At 65.4% G+C, this 22,547-nt stretch carries 23 protein-coding genes and 2 pseudogenes; 14 read left to right on the forward strand and 11 right to left on the reverse strand.

Annotated features, from left to right (window positions below):
- Positions 1-127: 127 nt before the first annotated feature.
- Complete coding sequence (locus tag ACOFKX_RS10045) at positions 128-781, reverse strand: hypothetical protein (RefSeq protein ID WP_419826845.1); 654 nt, start codon at positions 779-781, stop codon at positions 128-130.
- Positions 742-1,896 (reverse strand): tyrosine-type recombinase/integrase, encoded by a 1,155-nt coding sequence (locus tag ACOFKX_RS10050; protein ID WP_419826846.1) that lies wholly within the window; start codon positions 1,894-1,896, stop codon positions 742-744. The genes ACOFKX_RS10045 and ACOFKX_RS10050 overlap by 40 nt, the downstream gene beginning before the upstream one ends.
- Before the next feature lie 672 nt (positions 1,897-2,568).
- Between ACOFKX_RS10050 and ACOFKX_RS10055 the strand changes: the two genes are divergently transcribed.
- Together ACOFKX_RS10055 and ACOFKX_RS10060 are read left to right on the forward strand one after the other, a co-directional pair.
- Positions 2,569-2,973, forward strand: coding sequence for a hypothetical protein (locus ACOFKX_RS10055; RefSeq protein WP_419826847.1), 405 nt, complete (start codon positions 2,569-2,571; stop codon positions 2,971-2,973).
- Between the two features lie 35 nt (positions 2,974-3,008).
- A complete protein-coding gene (locus tag ACOFKX_RS10060; RefSeq protein ID WP_419827402.1) occupies positions 3,009-3,461 on the forward strand; it encodes a YaiI/YqxD family protein in 453 nt (150 codons plus the stop codon).
- Positions 3,462-3,580: 119 nt separating this feature from the next.
- Here ACOFKX_RS10060 and ACOFKX_RS10065 read toward each other — a convergent pair whose 3' ends face one another.
- Complete coding sequence (locus tag ACOFKX_RS10065) at positions 3,581-4,615, reverse strand: hypothetical protein (protein ID WP_419826848.1); 1,035 nt, start codon at positions 4,613-4,615, stop codon at positions 3,581-3,583.
- Between ACOFKX_RS10065 and ACOFKX_RS10070 the strand changes: the two are divergent.
- From ACOFKX_RS10070 to ACOFKX_RS10100, 7 genes and pseudogenes are all read left to right on the forward strand, one after another.
- Positions 4,595-4,926: pseudogene (locus ACOFKX_RS10070) on the forward strand (transposase); the annotation flags it as partial. The gene ACOFKX_RS10065 and the pseudogene ACOFKX_RS10070 overlap by 21 nt on opposite strands.
- A 1,024-nt stretch (positions 4,927-5,950) precedes the next feature.
- Positions 5,951-6,625 (forward strand): VC0807 family protein, encoded by a 675-nt coding sequence (locus ACOFKX_RS10075; RefSeq protein ID WP_419826849.1) that lies wholly within the window; start codon positions 5,951-5,953, stop codon positions 6,623-6,625.
- Positions 6,626-6,863: 238 nt separating this feature from the next.
- Entirely contained in the window at positions 6,864-7,070 is a 207-nt protein-coding gene (locus ACOFKX_RS10080) for a hypothetical protein (RefSeq protein WP_419826850.1), read from the forward strand.
- Between the two features lie 383 nt (positions 7,071-7,453).
- Entirely contained in the window at positions 7,454-7,879 is a 426-nt protein-coding gene (locus tag ACOFKX_RS10085) for a hypothetical protein (RefSeq protein WP_419826851.1), read from the forward strand.
- Between the two features lie 35 nt (positions 7,880-7,914).
- A complete protein-coding gene (locus ACOFKX_RS10090; protein ID WP_419826852.1) occupies positions 7,915-8,259 on the forward strand; it encodes a hypothetical protein in 345 nt (114 codons plus the stop codon).
- 17 nt (positions 8,260-8,276) lie between these two features.
- On the forward strand, positions 8,277-8,777 hold the full coding sequence (locus tag ACOFKX_RS10095; RefSeq protein WP_419826853.1) for a hypothetical protein: 501 nt from the start codon (positions 8,277-8,279) through the stop codon (positions 8,775-8,777).
- Complete coding sequence (locus ACOFKX_RS10100) at positions 8,774-9,298, forward strand: hypothetical protein (protein WP_419826854.1); 525 nt, start codon at positions 8,774-8,776, stop codon at positions 9,296-9,298. Before ACOFKX_RS10095 ends, ACOFKX_RS10100 begins: the two co-directional genes overlap by 4 nt.
- A 653-nt stretch (positions 9,299-9,951) precedes the next feature.
- Here the strand turns inward: ACOFKX_RS10100 and ACOFKX_RS10105 are convergent.
- Positions 9,952-11,331 carry an aromatic ring-hydroxylating oxygenase subunit alpha gene (locus tag ACOFKX_RS10105; RefSeq protein WP_419827403.1) on the reverse strand — a complete coding sequence of 460 codons (1,380 nt, stop codon included), beginning with the start codon at positions 11,329-11,331 and terminating at the stop codon, positions 9,952-9,954.
- Between the two features lie 401 nt (positions 11,332-11,732).
- Here ACOFKX_RS10105 and ACOFKX_RS10110 point away from each other — a divergent pair.
- Both ACOFKX_RS10110 and ACOFKX_RS10115 read left to right on the forward strand, forming a co-directional pair.
- A protein-coding gene (locus ACOFKX_RS10110) for an IS5 family transposase (RefSeq protein ID WP_419826855.1) occupies positions 11,733-12,511 on the forward strand; the annotation gives its coding sequence in 2 pieces (ribosomal slippage) (positions 11,733-12,153 and positions 12,153-12,511; 780 coding nt in all).
- 1,584 nt (positions 12,512-14,095) lie between these two features.
- On the forward strand, positions 14,096-14,992 hold the full coding sequence (locus ACOFKX_RS10115; RefSeq protein WP_419826856.1) for a hypothetical protein: 897 nt from the start codon (positions 14,096-14,098) through the stop codon (positions 14,990-14,992).
- A gap of 705 nt (positions 14,993-15,697) precedes the next feature.
- On the opposite strand, the gene ACOFKX_RS10120 is transcribed toward ACOFKX_RS10115, so the two are convergent.
- The 3 genes and pseudogenes from ACOFKX_RS10120 to ACOFKX_RS10130 all read right to left on the reverse strand — a co-directional run.
- Positions 15,698-16,072, reverse strand: coding sequence for a GNAT family N-acetyltransferase (locus ACOFKX_RS10120; protein ID WP_419826857.1), 375 nt, complete (start codon positions 16,070-16,072; stop codon positions 15,698-15,700).
- A 120-nt stretch (positions 16,073-16,192) separates the two neighbouring features.
- Positions 16,193-16,402 carry a hypothetical protein gene (locus tag ACOFKX_RS10125; RefSeq protein ID WP_419826858.1) on the reverse strand — a complete coding sequence of 70 codons (210 nt, stop codon included), beginning with the start codon at positions 16,400-16,402 and terminating at the stop codon, positions 16,193-16,195.
- Positions 16,403-16,414: 12 nt separating this feature from the next.
- Positions 16,415-16,783 (reverse strand): annotated as a pseudogene (locus ACOFKX_RS10130) (phosphotransferase); the annotation flags it as partial.
- Between ACOFKX_RS10130 and ACOFKX_RS10135 the strand changes: the two are divergent.
- From ACOFKX_RS10135 to ACOFKX_RS10145, 3 genes are all read left to right on the forward strand, one after another.
- Complete coding sequence (locus tag ACOFKX_RS10135; RefSeq protein ID WP_419826859.1) at positions 16,774-17,232, forward strand: MAPEG family protein; 459 nt, start codon at positions 16,774-16,776, stop codon at positions 17,230-17,232. The pseudogene ACOFKX_RS10130 and the gene ACOFKX_RS10135 overlap by 10 nt on opposite strands.
- Before the next feature lie 237 nt (positions 17,233-17,469).
- Complete coding sequence (locus ACOFKX_RS10140; RefSeq protein ID WP_419826860.1) at positions 17,470-18,276, forward strand: SDR family oxidoreductase; 807 nt, start codon at positions 17,470-17,472, stop codon at positions 18,274-18,276.
- Positions 18,276-19,244 (forward strand): SMP-30/gluconolactonase/LRE family protein, encoded by a 969-nt coding sequence (locus tag ACOFKX_RS10145; protein ID WP_419826861.1) that lies wholly within the window; start codon positions 18,276-18,278, stop codon positions 19,242-19,244. The genes ACOFKX_RS10140 and ACOFKX_RS10145 overlap by 1 nt, the downstream gene beginning before the upstream one ends.
- On the opposite strand, the gene ACOFKX_RS10150 is transcribed toward ACOFKX_RS10145, so the two are convergent.
- The 4 genes from ACOFKX_RS10150 to ACOFKX_RS10165 are packed head-to-tail and all read right to left on the reverse strand — an operon-like array spanning position 19,234 to position 22,506.
- Positions 19,234-20,037 (reverse strand): VOC family protein, encoded by an 804-nt coding sequence (locus tag ACOFKX_RS10150; RefSeq protein WP_419826862.1) that lies wholly within the window; start codon positions 20,035-20,037, stop codon positions 19,234-19,236. The genes ACOFKX_RS10145 and ACOFKX_RS10150 overlap by 11 nt on opposite strands.
- Positions 20,034-20,480 (reverse strand): cupin domain-containing protein, encoded by a 447-nt coding sequence (locus ACOFKX_RS10155; protein ID WP_419826863.1) that lies wholly within the window; start codon positions 20,478-20,480, stop codon positions 20,034-20,036. The genes ACOFKX_RS10150 and ACOFKX_RS10155 overlap by 4 nt, the downstream gene beginning before the upstream one ends.
- On the reverse strand, positions 20,477-20,941 hold the full coding sequence (locus tag ACOFKX_RS10160) for a DoxX family protein (protein ID WP_419826864.1): 465 nt from the start codon (positions 20,939-20,941) through the stop codon (positions 20,477-20,479). The genes ACOFKX_RS10155 and ACOFKX_RS10160 overlap by 4 nt, the downstream gene beginning before the upstream one ends.
- A complete protein-coding gene (locus ACOFKX_RS10165; protein ID WP_419826865.1) occupies positions 20,938-22,506 on the reverse strand; it encodes a GMC oxidoreductase in 1,569 nt (522 codons plus the stop codon). Before ACOFKX_RS10165 ends, ACOFKX_RS10160 begins: the two co-directional genes overlap by 4 nt.
- Between the last annotated feature and the right edge of the window lie 41 nt (positions 22,507-22,547).

Genomic DNA, 22,547 nt, shown 5'->3' on the forward strand with positions numbered 1-22,547 from the left:
GTATAATACTACTGCATGCGCATGGACCATGGCTGCGTGCTACGTGCACGAGCAAATGGCCGTGGGAGACCTTAAGAGGTGCTAGCTTGTACGGCGATGACAATTAAGCCCGGCTGTCATGAAGGGGCTATTTTCGCATTTCCTTCCTAACGGCATTCATGTGCGTGCCCAGCTCACGTCCCGTTACGCTGAACTCTAGGGCGTCAAGCACCGCAAAAGTGAGCTTTGCTGCTTCAGACACAATTGGCCATTCCGGACCGTGCTCGCCCTGCTTCCGACGCGGCGCCCCGGTGTAAGCCAACCCTAGGCTACGGAAATATTGTCCGCACGCCCGCACGATCGCACGCGTCCCCTCGTCCCCTTTGGGCTTCACAGCGAAGTCACTATCATCCCTTCGCATTTCAATATTTGCAACCGCTTCAATGGTCCTTACTACCGAAGCAATCGTACGGCGGTAGGTAGCCTCAGAAGTCCCTCTCTGTAAAACGTCGCCAACGGCGTTGTGTAGAAGGCTGTAGTTTGTGTGAGACGATTGGTGTCGGAGCAGTCCGTTTGCTAGCTTTATCATCTTTGTGAGTTTATTACGCGTGTCTACACGCGCCTCGCGCTTAAGATCGTCGTAGCGAGCAAACTGGATATTGATGTACAAGCCAGCGCGGCGTTGCAGTAATTCGGCTAGGAGGGTTGGCTCGGTCGGCGGTTTGGGCAGACCTGCAAGCGCGTCAACGATACGCGACGAAGCTACGTTTGCGCCACCATCTCCAGCAATCTTGTCTCCCATCGCTCCAACGCCTCCCGCTTCTCGGCCAGATACTCGTGCCGGTTGTAGATGCGATCCACCTTGCCGTCCTCGTGGTTCAGCACCTTGCGGGCGACGTCGCGCGGAACGCCCAGCTCGGCGAGCTTGCTCCTGACGGTGCGACGGATGTCGTGGATGCGCCAGTCGCTCACGCCGGACAGCTCGTCGATCCGCTGCTTTACGTAGGAGAAGCCGCTGGCGGCGGTGGCACCGCCCGTGCGCGTGAAGATGAACGCGTCGTCGCCCCAGCGTGGCAGGGTGGCGAGCGTGGCGGCTGCCGTGGCGACCAGCGGCACCGCGTGCGGCCTGTCCTTCTTCACCTTCTCGCGCGGAATGACCCAGGTGGCGCCCTCCACCTCGCTCCATCGCATGGTGGCGACCTCGCTGCGGCGTTGCCCGGTGAGCATCAGCAGACGGATCATCTGGCACCATGGCGGCGACATCTGCTCGCACGCGCGCCACACGGCGACGATCTCGGCGTCGTTGAGCACGCGGTCGCGCTCCACGACGCGCACCGGCGGCCTGATCCGCTCGCACGGGTTGGCTGGCAGCAGCTCGCGCTCCGCCCCCCAGTTGAACACCATCTTTAGGCGGCGGAGCAGATTCACCGCTGCCTGCCCCTTCCCTTCCGCCACCACAGCGTCGATCAAAGATGCGATTTCGCCACGAGTGATCCCGGCGGCGGCACGGGTGCGCAGCGTGCGGAAGGCGGGGTGGAGCAGGCTGGAGCGGATGTCGCGCCAGGAGCGCGCGTTGGGCCGCAGATGCCGCTCGGTGTACGCGTCCACCAGCTCGGCGTAGGTTATGGCCGGAGCGGGTGCCGCCGCGGGCTCACGAGGATCTACGCCCTCCGCGGCGCCGCGCTGCATGGCTAGGGCCGCGGCCCGCGCCGCCGCTAGCGAGAGGTTGGGGTAGCGGCCGATGGTGCGACGTTGGAGCCTGCCGTTCACGCGCAGCATCGTGGAGAAGCTTTTCGTGCCTCGCCCGCTAACGCGAAGATGCAGGCCGGGGCACAACGCGTCGGCGTAGTCGGCCCGCTGCGCGCGCGGCGCCGAGCAGGACTGTATCCAGCGATCGGTGAAGCGATGGAGAGCCACGGGTAGCTGCCTGCTGCGAGGTTCGGACGCGCGAGGTAGGGCAGCGTCCAAGTCGCTTGCAAGGGGGCGTAAAGTGGGAGCGGCCTATAGATCACCGATGCCGCAGTACAGTGACGACGCCTGCGCACGATTGCGCACGCAGCGAACAGCAGAAATAAATCTCACCGCTCAATCAGCACAGAACCGGGGTAACTTCTCGGGTAACAGGCGACTGCGAATTGGTGCGCAGCGGTGCGGCAAGGTGCGCAAGCGTCGAGAGGTAGATCAGGACATCTGCTTGCGCATGCGAGCGCTTGGGTGCTACAAGGTGCCAATTGGCAAGGTTGTGCTCTACCCCTGAGCTACGCCCGCTCTGGCGTCGCATGGCGGGCGGACCCGCGCAGGCGAGGGCGGGCTTTACCGTGGGTTACGGGGGTAGGCAAGCCCGTTGCCGAGCACGGGGCGAGTGCGCCTCAATGGGCTACGAAGCCAACGGCAACAGCGGGGTAACACCCGCGGATGCGGTAGGCTGCCTGTGAACGGTTGCCTTAGCAGCAAACGCACGATCTGGGTCTCCTCGACCCCGGTTGGCTGCGCGGTGATCCTGCGGCAACCGGCGCATTGGCGTTCAGGCGGGGTGCAGCGCCGCTTCCGCAGACGAAGTGCGGGAGTCCCGACTGGAGTCCGAGCACGATGAAGCCGTTTTCCGCTTTCCTGCTTCTCGCCTTCGCGATGCCCGTAGCGGCTGAGATCGCTCCCGATCGTTCGATACGGCGCGGTGAGGTCGTCGCCGCGATCAAGCAGCAGTTCGCCGAGATCGATGCGAACCACGACGGTATCGTCACTCGAGAAGAGTTCGACCGTTTCCATGCGAGCCCGGCGGGACAGGCGGCCGGCACGTCGACCAACCCGTTCAGCCACGTCGGCGGCCACTGGTTCGAGCACGCCGACGTGGGCGGCACGGGGCGCGTGACGCTCTCGACGGCCGAGCAGCATCCGCTCCAGCTCTTCGACATGGCGGATGTGAACCACGACGGTGAAGTAAGCGTAGCCGAGATGCGGGTCGCCGAGACGATGCGCTCGCTGATGGGGCACTGAGACGGTTGGCGGATCCGGTTGCCTGCCAGCTTGGCATCCGCATCCTGGTCGACGCCGACGCATGTCCGGTGAAGGACGAGGTGTATCGCGTGGCCTGGCGGCACGAGGTGCCGGTGACGATCGTCAGCAACGCGCGTCTGCGCGTCCCGGAGCATCCGCTCGTCCAGCGCGTCGTGGTGCACGCCGGCTTCGATGCCGCCGACGACTGGATCGCAGAAGCCGCCGACGCAGACGCGATCGTCGTCACCGCCGACATCCTCCTGGCAGACCGCTGCCTGAAGACGGCGGCCGCAGTCCTCTCGCCGAACGGCAAGCCGTTCACCGCGAACTCGATCGGCGCGGCGATCGCCACCCGCGCGATCATGGCCGACCTGCGCGCCGGCGGAGACCAGATCGGCGGCCCGCCACCGTTCACGAAGACGGACCGCTCGCGCTTCCTGAGCGCTCTGGACGAGGCGATCGTGCGGCGGAAGCGAGAACGGGCGTAGCGTCAGCGGTGGCGGGTGGTTCACGGCGTGTGACGGCTGACGCTGCTCGGCCGGCTGGTGCCACTCCACAGCGGGGCGTAGCTCCTTCGCGACGAGAGTGCGCCGGGGATATCCTGGCCTCAACAGCCATTCAGCGCGCGGATCGAGCGGATCAAGCTACGGGCATCTAGGCTGACGATGGCGCTTCCGCCGCAGCGCGAGCGACCGGCGGAGTAGCGATAATTGACACGGTAGCTGCCGGGGCTGAGTGGCTTGATCTCAGTGAGGCGGATCGGTTCGGGCAGCGATCCGTAGAAGCGGGAGAGCGCCTCCGGGGAGAACGGGCCGCTCGATCTCTTCTGCGGGATGATCCGCGTTGACGCCGACGCGCCGTCTCCTACGCCGAGCGCACTGTAGAACGCGCGTACGGTAGCCTCGCCGGCTGCGCCCGGTGCGATCCGCGACGACGAGGTGCTCGGCTCAAGACCGGCGCGTTGCGAAGCATCGCCGGTCGCGAGGGTCTGCGGCGCAACGGATTGCGCCCGTCCTCGATCGGGCGTCGCTTCGGACTGAACGGCGCGCGGCAGAGGCGCGGAGGCGTTCGGCTGAATGCCGGCGGGAGCTTGCGTCTCGTCAATCGCCGGCGGCGGGCGGTAAGCGGCGGTTGTCATGTTGAACGCTGCGAGCTTGGCGACGATGGGTTCCGCGCCGCTCAGCCGGTACACGTAGCCGGCGCCGTCGGCGGCGGCCTGAGCCGTGTAAGCGATGTCGGCTTGCAGATGGCGTTCGCCGGCAAACGCGCGCTCGGCACCCGGTGGGACTTCCAGGACGAGGTGGCCTCGACAGTGCGTGACGTCGAGCGCGGCATCCCAGCCGGTGACGACGGGCTCCTCCATCCGGGCGAGAGAATAGTCGGCGAGCACGTCGAGGCTCGCGCGCTTGCCGGTGTGCTCGCTGATCGCCTGATCGAAGATCTGGCCCTTCAACCTGTCGTACGCGGTCGGCGACGCGCACGCCGTCTGCTGCCGCTTCGTGTTCCCCTCCTCCCTGGCACTCGCGTGCGCATCGCTCTGCTTCGACCTGCCGCATCCACCGAGAGCGACGGTCAGGGCGATACAGGCCGCGATCATGAAGGCTGATCTCGTGCCGGCAACACCGAGGGCATGGCGCTCCATCTTCAGAGATCTCCGCGGCGGCAGCGCTCGGCGCCCACGCCGTGCTGCTGCTCGATCAGGCCGGTTGGCATGGCTCGCGCGACGTCGTCGCTCCCGGCAACATCACGCTCCTGCCGCTGCCGCCGCGCTCGCCCGAACTCAACCCGGTCGAGAACGTCTGACAGTTCATGCGCGACAACTGGCTCTCGAACCGCGTCTTCGCCTCCTACGCAGAACATCCTCGACCACTGCTGCCACGCCTGGACCACGCTCGTCGGCCAGCCTCGGCGCATCACGCCCTCGGCTTCCGCCAATGGGCGCATCGGTCATGAACTTAAAGGCTCGATATCAGGTCCAGCAGCGTGATCCTGGTATCGCGCCAGGTGACGGTCTGCTGGTACGCGCCGGTGATCGGGAAGCTGAGGTGCTCCGTGGACGCCGGGCGCGCCATGTCGTTGGAGAACTCGCGTAGCTGAGCCGCAGCGTGCCGGCCGCCGCGCCCAGGTAGACCAGCGTCGTCTGGCGGTTGTTCGCGCCGGCGTTCTCCGGCACGTCGATCAGCTTGTACGGCGGCGTGCCCGTCGTTGTCTTCATCGGCGAGCCCGCGCTGGTCCGGATGCTGCCCTGCATGCCGAGGTCGACGTCCGCGTCCCACTCCCGCCGCCAGCGGAGACCGGCGAGAAGATGCGAAACCTGCTGGCGCCGATCGAGTGCACCCGCCTCGACCGCATGGTGGACGTGATGTTCGCCATCGCCAGGGACGTGAGGAGGGACTTGGGGCGATCGAAGAGGACTCTACCGATCTTGCGCCGGAAGACGATACGCCACGCCCCTCCGTCGGGGCGGCGCCGTCGGCCGAATAGCTATTCATACGAGAGGTGGCGGTGGCGCGCAGGCCGAACCCCGACTTGAGGCCGTACGAGATCGCCATAGGCTGACGAAGCGGGGGGAGACTCGCCCACGCACCTCGCCTACTGCGACATCGACGTCTTGGTAGCAGTTCCGGCGGGCGTCGCAATCGTCGAGCGGTGCACCACCTTCCTTGCCTTCGCGTGACCCTTGCCGTCGTGATGCGTCACGGTGCGGGTGTGCACGCTCGCTGTATGAGCGGTCGCCGCCGGGCGGGCGCGGCAGCGGGATCGGCCTGCGCGAGGGCAGCGCGACGCGGCTGTCGTCGCAGGTGCGATGAGAGCGAACATCTTCATCGTTGTTCTCCTGTTCCGGCGTCGCGGCGGTGAAGACATCTAGACGGCGAGCAGGTGGATCGTCGATGAACGCTTCCCGGAGGGGACGGACATCGCGGCGATGCCGCCGCCTCCGAAATGATGCGCAACGTTGGCCCGAAGGATGCAGAGCTTGAACAGGGGGGCACTCTGGCTTCGGCGGCACGGCGCCGCGACGTTCGGCGAGATTGCGGTGAACTTCGTGGCGCCCGTCCTCATCTACGATCGGTTCGCCCCTGCTCACGGCGACGTGGTGGCGCTGCTCGGCTCGTCCGCTCCGCCGGCGCTGTGGTCGCTCATCGAGTTCATGCGCAGGCGCCGTGTCGACGCCATATCGCTCATGGTGCTTGCGGGCATCGTGCTGTCGCTGCTCGCGCTCGTCGGCGGCGGCTCGGCGCGCTTTCTCCAGCTGCGCGAGAACCTCGTGACGGCGCTCGTCGGGATCGTCTTCCTCGGCTCCGCCGCGATTGGCCGCCCGATCATCTACCAGTTCGTTCGCGCGGGCGCCGCGCGCCACTCGTCCGACATGGCGGCCGCCTACGCCGCCAAACGCAACCTGCCGCGTTTCCGCCGCGTGATGACGATCATGACGGTGGTGTGGGGCTTCGGGCTGCTGGCGTCCACGGCGGCGGCGTGCGCGCTGGTCTACGCGCTGTCGATCCATGACTACCTGATTGTCGGCCCGTTCGTCGGCTACGGCTCGATGGGGGCGCTGGGGGCGTGGACCTTCTGGTACGCGCGGCGGGCGAAGCGGCGCGGAGAGGCGCTCGACGCCGCGGCTGGTTCGGGGCGGCTGGTTCGGGAGTGACGCCGTGCTCGTAGTCAGGCTGGCAGCCCTGCGCGCCGCCGCCGGCCGGAGCGACACCGGTTAGTAAGACAAAGGCTTGCGCGAATTATGCTTCGTCCGCGCTCGGCAAACTGGATGGCAGGCTGGCAATCGAGTGAAAACAGGCGCGCGAAGGCCGCTGACGTACTGACTGGCATTGCCGCGTCAAGCCCGCAGCGGTGGCGATCGCCCTCGACGGGCGAGCAGGAGGAGAGGCGGTTTGAGTTGGAACAGGAGCGACAGCGTGCCGCCGCCGGTGGGCCGGCCGGTGTTGGTGCGTATCGCGGAGTGCGACGAGTCGGTGGTCGCCTTCCTCGGCCCAGACGGCGTCTGGTACGAGGGCGGGGCACTCGTGCAGAGCTCAACGACTGTGCTCGCCGCGGTGCCGACGGAGTGGTGCGAGCCTCACGGGGCGGATCGTCTGTGATGCTGCGAGGCGAAGCGAAATGGCGCGACGGTGCGGAGTCCGTTCCGATCAGCGAGTCAAGACGAGGGCCGCACCTTGCCCTCGGCCGAACATATGGCGCCGTAGATGGAGGCGGATGCGGTGCGCTCTAGGGCGTGCCGTGCGGGAGACGCGCGCGGATCGCCACCATCACCGGCACGCCCGAGGCCTGTCAGCCATGCGCCACCAGCGGTGATCCTGGAGAAGCCTGTGCGCCAGCATCTTGTTCTGGAGGCGTTCAGCCGACTGGCGCCCCTTTAGCAACCGGCGTCCAACGAACTTCTTGGTGCGGCCAGCTCACCGCCGATGCGGCTTGATCCAAACTCGATTATCGCCACCCTAGGCATCAAGGTGGGGAGTGTTGCGTGCCGGCGGAGCTGACACAGCGTCAGAAGGAGTATCTGCGTCTCGTCGCACGGGGCCATACCTCGTTCGAGATCGCGCGCCTCGTATCGACACCTGACACTACCATCAGCCCCACCGCAGTCGACAAGCAGCTGAAGAAGGCGATGGCCGTCTATCAGGTCGGCGATCGCAAGGCCGCGGCACGTCGGCTCATTGCCGAAGAAGCAGGGGTCCAGGCGCTGGACCCCCCAGCCAACGGCCCTTCCATGCCCGTCCTTCAGCTGCTGCCACTGCCGCTGCCGACCGAGGCTGCACCCCGCCAGAACATGACAGGGTGGCAGATACTCGCCTGGGGTTTGATCATCGCGGTCACTGCCACAGTCGGGTTGCTGGGAGCCGTCCTGTTGTTGGACAGCCTGTCTCGCATCGTTGGCGGCCCGCGCTGACGGAGTACGCTCCGGGGCGCCAGAGGAGTGGTGCAGTGGCTACCATCGACAAGACTGCGATCGGCCTAACCATCGGAACCGACGTGCGGAGGGCCGAACGCTCGATCCAAGCCGCGATGCGTGAAGTGGCGCAGCTCGCCGTCTCCACCATCGAAGCGGCAGAGGCGCTCGACGTCGGGGCGGCATTGACGCACCCGGCGCTGGAGGGCCTCTCGAAATCCTTGGTCGGGCTTACCGAGGCCCACGGAGCTGTCGCGAGGCGCGCGCATGTGGCTCTCGAACGCGTCGGTCGGCGTATCGGGCTTACCGAAGTGAACTGGGGACCAGGTGGCGCCAAGCCAGCGATCGGCGACCAAGAGCTGGAGAGTTTTCCAGCTTGATAAGGCGGTGAGCGGGCATGACGACCGGAATGGCGCTGACCGCGCTCTACTACCTGTTGCTGATCGGAGTGGCACTTCACGCGCTTCTGCGTGGAGGAGTGCCTGAGAAGGTCGGAGCGGCGCTCAACATAGGTGCGTCGCTCCTAACTTTCGCCGTGATCCCGCCACTGCATGTTCGATGGAGATCGGTCGATCTGCCGACCTTCGCCATCGACGCTGCCGTGGCAACCGGATTCTTCGTAATCGCCAGATGCTCCGACCGGTTCTGGCCGGTATGGTGTCTTGGCTTCGCAATTGCGAACCTCTTCGTTCATTTCGCGCGCTTCACGGTGCAGAACGAGGTGCCGCTCGCCTACGCGGACGGCTCGGTGGCTTGGGCATACCTCGCGCTCGTAGCTCTCGCGGTCGGCACCTCTCACGAAGCAGGAGTCGTCGCAGGGGTCCGGCTGGCCGATCGCGTCGCGGCGAAATTGCGGAGACTGCTGGCCTCTAACGAAACCAACGAGGAACGTCAGTGACGCAAGACGACAGCCAGTTCTTGATCGAGTCCCGTGAACCGGATGCAGCATGCCCGAGGATCGGCCATCACCTTAGCGTGGTCGCCTCACAAGGCGATCCGGACTATGCGGCATACGCAGCGGCGATCATCACGAACTGGCAGGCGCTCAGCCTCAACATACCAGGTGGTATCTTCAACGACTCGGCGTTGATCATGATGCTCGATCTGTTTTTGGCGGCTGAGCGCAACGAGAAACGATACGTTACATCGGGCTCCCGCGCGGCGACGCTGCCGCATACGACCATACTGCGCTATATCGATCTCATGTCCCGCGCCGGCTTGATCACTCGCCCGCCTGATGCTCGCGGGACGCTGATCGCGATAGCTCCGAAGACCCGAGAGGATATACGAGCTTGGCTGGAGGCGACCTCGTCTATCCGGCTACGGCGCCAACCTCGGGAGCTTCAGGTCGAAGCAACATCAAAGCCTGATGCGCATAGATCGCCTCGAGACCTAGGCCGAGATCGTCGAGAATCCTGACGGCTTCCTCAAGCAGATCCTCCGCTTGCCGTCGTTTCTGAGCTGTCTCTTGCTGCACCCGCACCTCCCTGATGCCCACTGGCACGATCCTACCGGACGTCACTAGACGTGTGGAGTAGGGTACGCAAAGCCCAGCCCGGGAACATGAGAGGCGCGCAAGACAACCTCGAACCGTCAACAGCTGTTCAGCGCACGTTTCGACCGGATCAAGGCTAAGGTCGTTCGCGCTCGCGAGGCTCACGATTGCGCCGCCGTCCTAGCGCACGCAGCCATCGTCCAACCGTTAACTGGGGTTGACGATCTCATGGATCGCGCGCTGCGACCCCCGGTATAATCCCGCAGAACCTTCCGAGTGCGGTCTCACCCCTCGATGAGGCAACCCATCCAGCGCCCCCCACCAGCACTGATAGTTTATCCCATCGGCCCGTTCTCACGCAGCCCCGGTGACTGCCCGAAGCCGTGCTGTTCGTCGACAGACTTCCGCAGGATGCTACTGCAAACTCCCGAAGACCGCGTCATCCAGGGGCCGTTAGGCACCGCGCCGCTACACACGGCGCAGAGACTGAGAGTCCGACGACGTACCGACCATGCGCCCTTGCCGCAGCATGAGGAACAGCACGCGCCCGACCAGACGATGCGACCCGCTCGCCCGATCAGGCGTTCAGATAACGGTCCAGTTCGGCCAGATAATGCCGGATGCGGATTTCCTGCTCTCCGAGCCGGTAGCCTTTGAACGCGCGCGACCGCATACCGGCCTGAACGTGCGGCACGAGATGGGCGTCCTGCGCTAGAACGAAGCCGAGTTCGGCGTCGGTCGTCGGGTGCATGCGTGGCGGGCGCGGGTCGCCCGTCCACATCGTCTCGCCGCCATGCCCTTGGCCGATATTCGTGATGTCGAACATCTTGTAGTCCGGATCGTTGACCGGAAGGTTCAGGCTGATCGGATTATAAATGCTCACATTCGGGTCGTCCGGATGCGGCAGGAAACGCTGAATCAACAGCGCATTCGGGTAGATGTTGATCGTCACATTTGGGAAAATGTGGTAGTTCCACACGTCCGCGATCTGGTTGTCGGAGAGAGCTTCGAAGAAGTCGAGTCCGTTCTTCTTGCCCCAACGGCGCTTGGTGTCGACGACCGCTTGCTTGTAATCACGACCTTTTAAATGCGCATAGTCATCCGGATTACCGCCATACTCGCGAACCATCGCCTTCAGGCCCTCGGTGACAGTGTCAGTATCTGGGTTCGTATCGGGCACATACCCCATCGGCACGATCATCCGACTTATGCCACGAGGATATTGATCGTACTGGACATGATAGGTCTCGACGACCGGTCCAAGCTCGGGGTGAACGACGTCGCCATGATAAAATTCAAGGAACGCGTCCAGCGCGGTCTTCCAGTTCGCCTTCCACGTTATCTCGTCGTCTTTCGAGACGCGGAAGCGATCAATCGGGTAAGCATCCAGATGGGCCGGCAGGACGCCGAGGAACTCAATCAGAGGCGGGGCGCCGTCATCCATGCAGATGAACACCATGCCGTTCCAGACGTCGCACCGAACCTCCGCAAGCGCGGGTCGGTCACGGAAGACCTCCGGACGGAACGTCTCGGGCCGGTAGACGCTCTTTAGCTTGCCGTCCGTGGTGAAGCTCCAATTGTGGAACTTGCAATTGAAGCAATTGTCCTTGGCGACGCCGAAATCGTCCCACACGAGCCGCGTTCCGCGATGAGGACAAACGTTGTAATAGGCCTTGATCTTATCCGCCTCGGTACGGACGACAATGAACGACTCCGGACCAATTTCGTATTTGAAGTAGTCTCCCACGTTCCTGACGTCGCAGACCATCCCCGCAAGCGTCCACACCTTGGTCCAAAGCTTCTCCCACTCGAGCTCCATAGTCTCGCGGGAGGAGAATAGCTTCGGGTCGATGAGGCCAGTGCCGAGGTCGACATAGGGCGCCTTGGCCTCGATGTGCTCACCATGCGCGTCCGGGTTAACCAGCGGACCATCGATATAATTGTAGCTCGTCCTCATCCCACTCACCACATCCGCCTGTACGTTAGCGTCAACTTAGGCCGGAGCGGCGGTCCAGGCAAGATCAATGATACTAATCGGTATCTTGGGAGATCGGCCGGCTCGCCGCCGGAAGCTAGCTCCGAACGACCGAGCAGAGGCGTCCGCCGGGGGCCGACCCATTGCCGACCCTAATCCTCGTCGCAAGTCCCTCTACCCTCGACCTTGCAGGACCGTGATCGGCGGCAGCGGCGGAGCGATAGAGCTCCTCCATCAGCGGCTGGCCGACTACGGGAGACATGGCGCCTACCTTATGAGCGCCGGCGTAACTCAGAGGCCGTATCAGAACGCTGGCGTAACGGTGGGCGATCGGGTTCCGATGTGGTTCCGGCGGTTGCGAGACCAGACCTGGAAGACATCATGTGGGACCCGACCGCTATGGAAGCGATCTGACCGACGCGGAGTGGGCGATCGTGGCGCCGCGTCTGGCCAAGCCCTGCGAGCGGGGGCGGCATCGTCGATGGCGATCGCGCGAGGTGCTGGACGCGATCTTCTACGTCCTGCGGGCGGGCTGCCCCTGGCTGCTGCCATCCGACAGCTTCCCGCCCTGGCGCACCGTCTACCGCTGGTTCGGGGAGCTGCGCGACGCTGGCGGGTTCGAGGGGCTGAACGACCAGTTCGTCCAGATGGACCGGGCCAGGGTCGGGCGTGAGCCGATGCCGTCTGCGGCCGTGATCGACAGCCAGAGCGTCAAGACCACTGGAGCCGGCGGTCCCTGCGGCTATGACGCCGGCAAGAAGGTGAAAGGCCGCAAGCGCCACGCCATGGTCGACACCGATGGCGGACGCTCGAACTCCTCGTCCATCCTGCCGACGTGCAGGACCGCGACGGCGCCGTGTCCCTGCTCAAGCTATCGCGCGGCCGCCACCCGTTCGTGAAGCTCGCCTACGCCGACAGCGCCTATGCCAGCCCGCGCGTCGCCATGGCGGCCGCCGTCAACATCGAGATCGTGCGCAAGTTCGCCGACCAGACCGGCTTCGTCGTCCACCCGCGGCGGTGGGTGGTCGAGCGCACCTTCGCCTGGCTTAACCGCAACCGCCGCCTCGCCAAGGACTTCGGGCACACCGTCAGGTCCGCCACCGCCTTCCTCTACGCCGCATCAGCCATGCTGCTCTCTCGACGCATAGCTCGCTACGCATGAGATTCGGGACGGGCTCTTAGGAGTCTGCCGGACGTGTGGTCTGGGCGAGCCAGCAGCCTCGACGGTAGGATCCTCGATGTAATGTGCTGGGTCGACCGGCTCCTGTTTCACAGCGATTGCATGCAACATCGGGCAACAGCTGGTGACACGCCGCAGCGCCGAGATCCGTCTGTTATTCGGCCTCTGCGACATATGGCAACAGCATACTACAAGAGGCTGGCTGGGGCGGCAACTGTCAAATTACGATACACAAGTGTTTGTTAATGCTCATTTTGCTTCAACATCATCTGGCGAGATGCCCCCACTCGTGCCCCCAGGGTGCCTCGATGCCCGATCGAACAAGCGCATCAATCATGCGCTCGAGACGGTACCACATTAGGCTGCAGTCGCCACGCGGCTCGTTTGTTGGTGAGCGGCGATGCGCCGCATAAACCAGTGTTGAGTGTCGAGCACGAAGTTAGGTCAGAGCCGTTGAGACGGCCGGAGCTTCTAACCAGCGTCGAACCCTACTCTCGCGTGCGGAGCAGGCCAAGCCGCGCGGGCAGAACTCGCCGACAGCAGCCGAGCTATCATGAACCTCATGGCCATGCACATCGCGACTGTGCAGACGTATGAGAGATTGCGGCTTGCGTCACGCAAGCGCAGGCGGTGATGGCCGTGGGAGTTGCCTATGGCGCCAGCTCTTGTTCCCGTTCTCGACGACCCGCTGGACAGAGTGCTGCCGCTTCACGGCATCGGCGACGCCCCCGTTACAGGCATGGCGCATTCGACTGAGCTTTGATGTTCCCATCATCTGCAGGATGGCGTGGCGTTCCATAGGACCTTCCCAGGCGGTCGTAACGGGCGCAGTCGGCGACCGGCTCGCGGGTGAGCCGCAGCGCCTCGGGCGTGGCGATGCTGGCGGACGTGTCGGCTGGCGCTGGCGGGTGATTATGTCGAACGCGACGCCGCGGCTGACGGGGCCGACGGCGGGCGCCCCAGCATCGGCCGCCTCCTCCGCGTGGAGCCCGTCCATCGTCATCGCTGCCAGGATACCCACCATCTGGCTCGCCGCGGCGTATCCCGTCAATCTCCGCCTGACGCGTTCCAGCGCCACCGGCAGTGTCCAGTCCTCAAAGAGGGAGCCGGTCCTGAGCGCGCCGGGCTTGCGCGCTCACACCGGCACGTAGTGCCACGAGCCGTAGAGCGTTTGGGCTAGCCAAAGCGCCGTGCACGCCGACGACTTCGCCTCCCTGGCGGACAGCAGGCCTGATCGATTTTTCTCGACGGCCCGCTTCAACGGGACAGATTCCGCGCCAAAGATAGGTTTGTAAACCTTGGATGGCCGGAGGCATTTATGAAGCGCAGCGCTCATGTTCCCCGCACAGGCACCGCCAAACTCGCCCATTCAGCCGCCCCACGGTTCCCTATTACGCATCAAGGAGGTCCGCCATGCGCGGCTTTAGCAACATCAAACCTCTGCCACCGCGATCCGGGATTGATCCCTCGCCACGTGCGGCGAAGGCATATCTGCGCGCGACGTTAGAGCAAGGATTGAGCTGCCACTTCCGGTGTACCGAGCGATGGTGCCTAGACGCTCCAGCGTTGCGCACCGAGGCGGATATTCTGGGCGCTTCGCAGTTCAGAACCCTTCCACGCAACGCGCTTGCTTCGAATATGGGCCTACGTTGGCATGTGGGCGCGTTTGGCATCGACATGTTCGCCGAGTTCGCGGCTCAAAATCCACAGCGCCGCTTCATGCTGGTAACGCTCATCAGCGACGGCTGGCTAGCGTATGATTGCGACACCTTCATCTACCTGGGTGGAATGCAGGCCGCGTCCACAGCCTTGCTAAACCAGGCCGGCTTCGACGGCTGGGCGGCCATCGCCGAAATCCAAACCCTCGATGAGTCGAAGAAAGATCTGGGGCGAATCCTGCTGCCAAACGTCCACGCCATTGCTTGGACCATGGACCCAACCATCGAACTGGCGGCCCTTGAAAGACAACTGCAGGCATCTCCCGAGTTGAAGAGCGCCACCAGTGCTGCAACGGTAACGATCGAACATCGAGCAGACACCAGCCCTACCAACTTAATGGCCTACCTCTTGAAAAACGCTGCGTTGGCGAAGCGCCGTGTGCCTTCGCGACACAGCCTCTCTGGTCTCGCGCTCGGTGACTGTGCACTGCGGCCAGCCAGCGCAGTCCGCCAGCACGAGATCCTGTCGAGGATCTACCTCAGCGAGCTCATCTTTGCCGGCGGCGAGGGCCTCCCACTGAAGGATCAGCTCGATCACGAGGTTGATCGCTGTGCTCCATTCCATCGCGGGGAGCTGTCAACCGACGCAGCTGCGATGTTCTGGAAGCGGCTTCGGCAACGCCACGGGCGCGACGAGCACTATTACCCGGTCGCAATCGATCGGAGCCCCGCCCAGCTACCTTGCGAGTCGCCGATCTCGCTGGCGGCTTCGCGCTTCTACCGACCGACACGGTCGGCGGCGTAGAGCCGACCGCAGGCGTAGATGCGTGCCAGCCCAACTTAGCAATGCCGCGGGAGGTGTTGGAGGGCCGAGCGCATTCGTCTAGGCCTGCGGTCGACCCTAGGCCGCGCGCAGGGCTCGTCCTCGGCCACCGCGCCGAAATTGCGGTTTGTCGATGCAGCTCGCGAGCGAGGACTTCGCCGACGACGTACGAGATGTCGTACCTAGGCTGAGGGGCGTAGCGGCAGGAGGCGATTGTATTATGTGCGGACAGCGTTTGGCGTCCGCCGATCTCGTACGCTCCAGCGAGGGTGTCAACGGCGGCGTGGCCGTAGCTTTCGGCAGTTCTCGACGTTAACTGGAATTTCCCCGTGCGCATCGACGCACTCTGACGCGCTCGCCGACCGCTTAAGCAGGTTAAGGGCTACTGGTGCCAAAAAGTGATAATGTCATTAGTAGGCGTCGGAGCAATCCGGCGCCTACAGCATTTTGACCCTGCGGTTTGTTGGGCTGCTCCCAAACCACTTCCACGGCGAGGCCTCGCCCGAGCAGCGCGCGGGCGATCGCACGCCGGAGCCGCAACCGATGTCCAGCAACGCCGCGCCTGCGGGCAGCATGTCGCGGAAGCGGTCCAGCCACGCCCTTCCACCGCTCGCTCGCCGCGCAGCCCAGTTCAGGTCGCGCCGTTCCGGTCATACACGCCGAGCACGGAAACCTCGACCGGTCCGGCTATGCCCGTCCCGACGCGGCCAGCGGCTTCACCATCAACAGGCACGGCGCGTCCTCTCCCCACAAAGTCGGGAACACCTCCAGCGGATCGGTCCCGACCGCCTCGTAGAAGGCTCGCGTCCTTGCATAGTGCGGGTCGGGATGCGAGGCGGCGAGCGTCTTGACCGTCAGCCAGCGGACTCCCGCAGCCATCAGGTGCCGCTCCGCCTCGCCAAGCAGGCGGCGCCCATGATCCCGGCCGTGCCCGGCGCGGGAGACGCCCATGACGTGCACCTCGGCGGCGACGGGCGTGTCCCGTTCGAGCGTGGCGAACCCGACCGCCCGGCCGTTGGCCGAGCAGGCCACCAGCGTCGGGAGCCGCCCGGCCGCGGCCACGTAGGCGTCCAGCGCCGCCGGCCGGCCGAACCATTCGGGAAGCGCGTCCAGGACGGCCCGCCACCCGATCCGCTCCCTGCGTCACGAGCTCGACGCGGCAGCCGCCCGCGGCCGGACCGGTCATCCGACGAGCCGCTTCGACGCGCGATAATTGTGAAGCGCGACGCCGTTCAGGACGAAGTCGTTCCGGGCATCGAGCCTGAAGCTGCGCCGCATGAAGAAGCGGCGGGCGCCTTCGCTCGCTTCGACGGACAGGACGGGGATGCCCGCCTGTTCTGCGGTTGCTTCCAGCCCGGCGTAGAGGGCCGAGCCCACGCCCGTGCCGACCATTGCCGAACGCCATCAGAACAGCTCATCCAGCAAAAGGTGGATGCGCAGCTTGCGCTCGTCCACCGCGGCAACGCCGTAGCCGGCGAGCAGCGCGTCCCGGACCAACGGGTCGAACTCGCCCAGGCAGTTCCACAGGATGGCGAGGTCCTGCCAGCGGTCCGCGATCCCAACGCGGCCGACATCGATGCAGCCGACCGCCTCTCCGCCGAGCAGCAGGAGGTTGTCGAGCGAGAAGTCGCCGTGGGTCACGACCGAGTCGAGAGCGAGCGGCAGCAGGCCCACGAGTTCGTCCCAGACCTGCTCGGCCGTCCAGCCGCGGCGTTCTTCGTCGAAGTCGCCTGTGTCCACTAGGCCGGCATCGATCCGCTCGCGTGGCGGCATTGTGCGTCACCATCCTGGTCTCGGCAACGTGCCTGTTCCAGGGTGCCGCAGCCCCGACCACGTTGGCCGAGCGCCTGATCGTCACGGCAAGGGCAGATGTGTTCGTCCTCTGCTGGCTTGCCGCGGCGATCGGCAATGTCGCCCGGCTGCGTTTCTTCTCGGCCGACGACATCGCCGGCAGCGGCTCCGCGCCAACGCAATCCTGCAGAACACGCTCGAGCAGGTGGTGCTGGCCGTTTCCATCCACGTTGCGCTGGCGGGTGCTGGTTGCGTCATCGGTGCCGCTGATCGAGGCGCTTGCGGCGCTATTCGCGACCGGGTGTTTTCTCTTCTGGATCGGCTATGCGAGAGGTGCCAAGTCGCGCGCCTTGGGGTTCGCGTTGACCACCTATCCAAGCCTTGCCGGGCTGATCATCGTGGTTTTAGCGGCGGTCAGGCTACCGCTGTAGCGACAATGTGCCAGTGCTCCCGCGGCGAATGACCCACAAAGCGACATTCGGAGCTTCTTGCTGCCTCCCCAACTACGGTCATCCGTTCACCTTGAGCGACCCGTTGCCGCCGACATCCCTTTTTCTCGCCCTTCGGATTTCAGCGTCACCGCCTGAGGTGGAGCGGACCGTAGTGGAGGACAAAGCGTTGAACAGCATCGACCCTTGGCACATCGCTCGGGCTCAGGAGACCTGACGATGGCCAACGAGATTGTGTCGAGAATGTTTGGCGACGTGCTTGCCAAGCGCGTGGCGCTGGTGACCGGCGGTGATTCGGGGATCGGGGCGGCCTGCGCCAAGGCGCTGGCAGCAGCAGGGGCCGACGTTGCGATCACCTACCTACATGATGCGGACGGGGCAAACGAAACCGCCGAAGCCGTTCGCGCCTTGGGGCGGCGGGCGCTGGCGCTGCGGAGCGACGCGCGCGAGGAGACGGCGGTCGAGGCTCTGTTCGGCCAGGTCGAGCAGGAGCTTGGCACGGTCGATATCCTGGTCACCTCGGCAGGGATCAATACGTACGGCATCGAGATCGCCAAGCTGACGCTCGAGCAGTGGGAGAACATGCTGCGCACCGACCTGACCGGCACGTTCCTCGCCACGCGGCGCGGCATCAAGGCGATGCGGGAGCAGAAGAAGAAGGGCACGGTTATCGCGATCAGCTCGATCCACGCCGAGATCGTACGCTCGGGCAGCTCGGCCTACGCGGCGGCCAAAGCGGGGGTGAAGCACTATATCGAGACGCTGGCGCTGGAAGTGGCGGGCGACGGCATCACCGTGAATGCGATCGCGCCTGGCATGATCCTGACCCCAATGAACAAGACGGCCGAGGACTGGTGGATCGTGCGCAAGGCCAAAAGCGAGTTCATCCCGCTCGGCCGGCCCGGCGAGCCGGAGGAGGTTGCGAACGTCGCCGTCTTCCTCGCCTCTCCCGCCGGCGACTATTTCACCGCCTCGACGCTCACGATCGACGGCGGCCTGTCCAAGATGGTGGCGCTCGGCGCGTGATGTCGGACCTGCTCCCGACCGGGCTGCTGCGTCGGCCCGGCCCGCCCCGGCCGCTGCCGGACTGGCGAGGGGTGCAGGTCGACGATCCGCGCTTCGCCGTTGTGCTGTCGCCGGACGCGCCGCTGCTCGTGCTGCACGAAGGCACCGTTCATGGGGAGGGACCGGCATGGCAGCCCGGCAAAGGGCGGCTGGTCTGGTCGGACGTGCCCAACCGCCGCCTGCTCGGCTGGTATCCGGACGGCCGCGTCGAGGTGCTGATCGAGGGCACTTGGTTCATGAACGGCAACGCGGTGTTGCCGGACGGGACGCTGGTCCACGCCGAGCATGGCCGGCGCTGCATCAGCCGGGGCGGCAGGGACGGCACCGAGCCGGAGCCGATCGTGACTCATTTCGAGGGCAGGCGGATCAACTCGCCCAACGACGTGGCGGTGGCACCCGACGGCAGCATCTGGTTCACCGATCCGATCTTCGGCATCGTCATGCCCAACCAGGGTGCGCTGGCCGAACCCGAGCTCGACCATCGCAGCGTTTACCGCTTCGATCCCGCCAGCGGCGAGCTCGCGCGGAAGGCGGATTTCGAGCAGCCCAACGGTCTCGCCTTCACCGCCGACGGTGCGACGCTGTACGTATCGGACACTTCGCTGTCGCTGGGGGAGGTACCGGGGTTCGAGCCAGGATCGAAGCACGAGATCGTCGCCTTCGACGTGGGCGGAGACGGCACGCTGTCGAACCGCCGCTTCTTCTGCCACACCGATCATGGGTATCCGGACGGCTTCGCGGTGGATGCGCGTGGCTGGGTGTGGACAAGCGCGGCGGACGGCGTCCACGTCTGGTCGGCGGACCGGCGTAAGCTCGGCTTCGTTCCGACGCCGATGACCGCCTCCAATCTCACTTTCGGCGGCGCGGATGGGCGGCGGCTGTTCATCGCCGCGACCACGTACCTGTTGGCGATAGACCTCAGCGCGTGAGCTGGTGGAGGTGCCCGTCGGGATCGCGCACCAGCGCGTCGCGACCGGCCTCCCAGACGATCCGCGTCGCGGAGACGTCGTTGGCGCGTAGCGGGGGATGCGGTCGGCCACGGGGGTGGCAGTAACCGAGCAGCTCGAGATGAGGCGGCTTGGAGGCGGGCTGCATCGGGACCACGTCGACACGCACCCCGTCAAGCCCGTCGAGCGCGACCTGCTCAGCCCCCTCGTTCAGCGTCACCTTGCCTTCGATCAGACCGGCATCGGCGAAGAAGCGGCGGCTCGCGCCCGCATCCGCCACGGCGATGGCGCTGTGGTCAATCCCGAGCACTCCCCTGCCCGTCCAATCAGGGTTCTTGCCCGGCGGGAACTGGAGGAACTCGAGCGGGTGGCCGTCGGGATCGCGGAACTTGACCGCCGTCACCCCGCCCGACGAGGCCGGCAGCGTCACCGGGCGCTCGCGGCTGATCGGCGTGGCACCGGCGGCTTTTGCTCGCGCCCACGCCGCTGCCGCGTCGTCGGTCACCAGCGCCAGGTGCTGGAAGATCGGGTCAGCGGCGTTCGCGCCGGCGGGGTAGGACGTGCCCGGCACCTCGAAGCAGTCGAGGTCGAGCCGGCTGGGGCCGAGCGTCATGATCCGCCGCCAACCACCTCCATCGAGGCCGAGCAGGCGCGTTTCGTCTGCTGCGATCACGCGCTCGTCGCCGATCACGAAGCCTATCGCAGCGTAGAACGCCGTAAGCCTCTCTGGATCGCTGGTGACGATCCGGAAACCGGCGATTCTGGTCCAGCTCACGACAGGTGGCACGGCTCGCGTTGCGGATCACGGTGGAGCTGCACCGTCATCAGGCAGCATGGCTCGTCCCCGACCGTTCCCGACTTGTGGCCCTTGCGCCCTTCCGTCTCCGTACAGCCCTGGTCCTCGCCGAACGAGAACTCGCCCGGCCCCTGCTCAATGCGGATGCCGTCCATGCTCTCGATCCACCAGCGGCCCGACAGCACCACGATCCATTGCGGCGCCGGGTTCTCGTGCCAGTCCCCCACCCATCCAACCGGCTGGACGGTGAACACCACCGTCGCCTCGCCGCGCTCCATCTTGTTGTTCCACTGCGGGTCGGCAGGTCCGACACCCTTCGCCTCGTAATCGGTGAGGTGGCATTGCGTCTGTCGGCTGACGCCGTCCGCGTCCACGTAGAGGTGCCAATAGGGCACAGAGGGCTTGGGGCCGAGATCGCTCATGGCATGCTCCGATAGGGATGGCTGGACGCAAAGGGCGCGGCGAGGAAGGGACGCAGCCCCGAACCATCGGTGCCGACGACCAGCAGTAGGAAGCCTGCGCCAAGCGACAGGTTCTTGAGGAAGTCCCAGAACAGCGTCCGGCCCTTGCCGCCCGGATCGGACCAGAAGTCGCCGGGCGCCCAGAACCGCTTGTAGAGCAACGCCGTCGCCGCGCAGTAGCCCGCGATCACCAGCGCTGAAGCGCGGTCTGCGACCCCGATCACGACGCCCAGCGTGCAGATGACCTCGATCGAGAGGCCGACGAGCAGCACTGCGGCGGCAAGCGACGGGGGGCTGAACACCTCGCCGGCCTGCTTCACCGCTTGCGGAAAGTTGAACACCTTGTCGAGCGCGCTGAACGGCAGGAACAGCATCACCATGCCGTAGCGCACGACCAGCGCGACGAGTGCGGGTGCGCTCACAACCGGTCTTTCAGCAGATCGGCGACCCGCAGCGCGTTGGCGATGATCGTCAGCGTCGGGTTGACCGCGCCGATCGAGGGAAAGAAGCTGGCGTCGGTGACGTAGAGATTGTCCACCTCGTGCGCGCGGCAGTCGAGGTTCAGCACCGACGTCGCGGGATCGGTGCCGAACCGGCACGTGCCCGCCTGATGAGCGGTGCCCGACAGCGGGATGTCCTTGCCGAGGTAGAGCGATCGTTCCACCAGCACCGCCGGCCAGCCGATGTCGGACAAGACCTGCTTGAGCTTGGCCTTGAGTCGGCCCAGCGCCTCCTCGTTCGTCTCGGCAACATCGAGGTGGACCTCGCCGTCCTCGTAGTACACCCGGTTCTCGGGGATCGGCAGATCCTCCGTCTGCAGCCAGAAGTCCATCGAATGCCGCGCCATCTCGGCGAACGGCATGTCGGGGAGGTGCTTCATCAAACCGGCAAGCGGCGCTTCGCCCTTGATCTGGTCGGCATGGCTGGTGGCGCACATCTGGATGAGGCCGAGCGGATGCGGGAAGTCGGCATCACCGCTGTCGAAATAGAAGTCGCTGAGCGCGAGCGTCTTCTGGAACACCGTCTCGTTGACGTGCCGCATGACCGCCATGACGATCGACATCTCGTGGCGCATGTAGTTGCGGCCGACCTGATCCGACCCGTTGGCGAGCCCGTTCGGGTGTCGCTTGTTCGCCGACCGCAGCAGCAGCAGCGCGGACGACAGGGCGCCGCAAGCAACCACCACCGTACCGGCGGTGTAGACTTCCTCCTTGCCGCCCCGCGTGACGTGCACCGCATCGATGCGCCGGCCGCTCGCGTCGGTGTCGAGCTTCGAGACATAGGCGCCGGTCAGCAGGGTGACGTTGTCGTGCGCCTTCAGAATCGGATCGACGCAGATCACCTGCGCGTCGGCCTTGCCGTTGAGCAGGCAGGGGAAGCCGTCGAAGAACGAGCACCGCATGCAGGTGCTGGTCGGCGTCGCAAACCCGTCCTCCTTCTGGTCGAGCAAGATGCCGAGCGGCAGGTGGAAGGGATGGAGGCCGATCCCCGCCAGCTTGCCGGCGAGTTCTGCGACCTTGGGCTCGTGCTTTACCGGGACGAAGGGATAGGGTGCGGCGCCGGGGTCGAGCGGATCCTCGCCGCGCCGGCCGTGGACGTGGAACAGCGCCTCGGCCTCGTCATAATAACGCGCGAACGCCTCGTAACCGAGCGGCCAGGCAGGCGAAACACCGCCATGATGGCGCACTTCTTCGAAGTCGCGCTCGCGCAGGCGAAACAGCGCGGCGCCATAGACCTTGGAGTTGCCGCCGACATTGTAGTGGAGCTGCGGCTTGAACGAGCCGCCGTCGGCGTTGCGCCACGTCTCGTCGGCCTGATAGCGCCCTTCCACGAACACCGCCTGCGGGCTCCAGTTCGCCTCCTCGCGCGGCAGATAGTCGCCGCGCTCGAGGATCAGGATGCGCTTGCCGGTGGGGGCCAGGCGATGCGCCAGGCTGGCGCCGCCGGGCCCGCTGCCGATCACGATCAGGTCGTAATGCTCGCTCATTCCATACCCTTCGCGCCGGTTGTGGCTGAACGTCGGCTCCG

It is taken from the genome of Sphingomonas sp. (assembly GCF_965200105.1).
Taxonomy (GTDB): domain Bacteria; phylum Pseudomonadota; class Alphaproteobacteria; order Sphingomonadales; family Sphingomonadaceae; genus Solisphingomonas.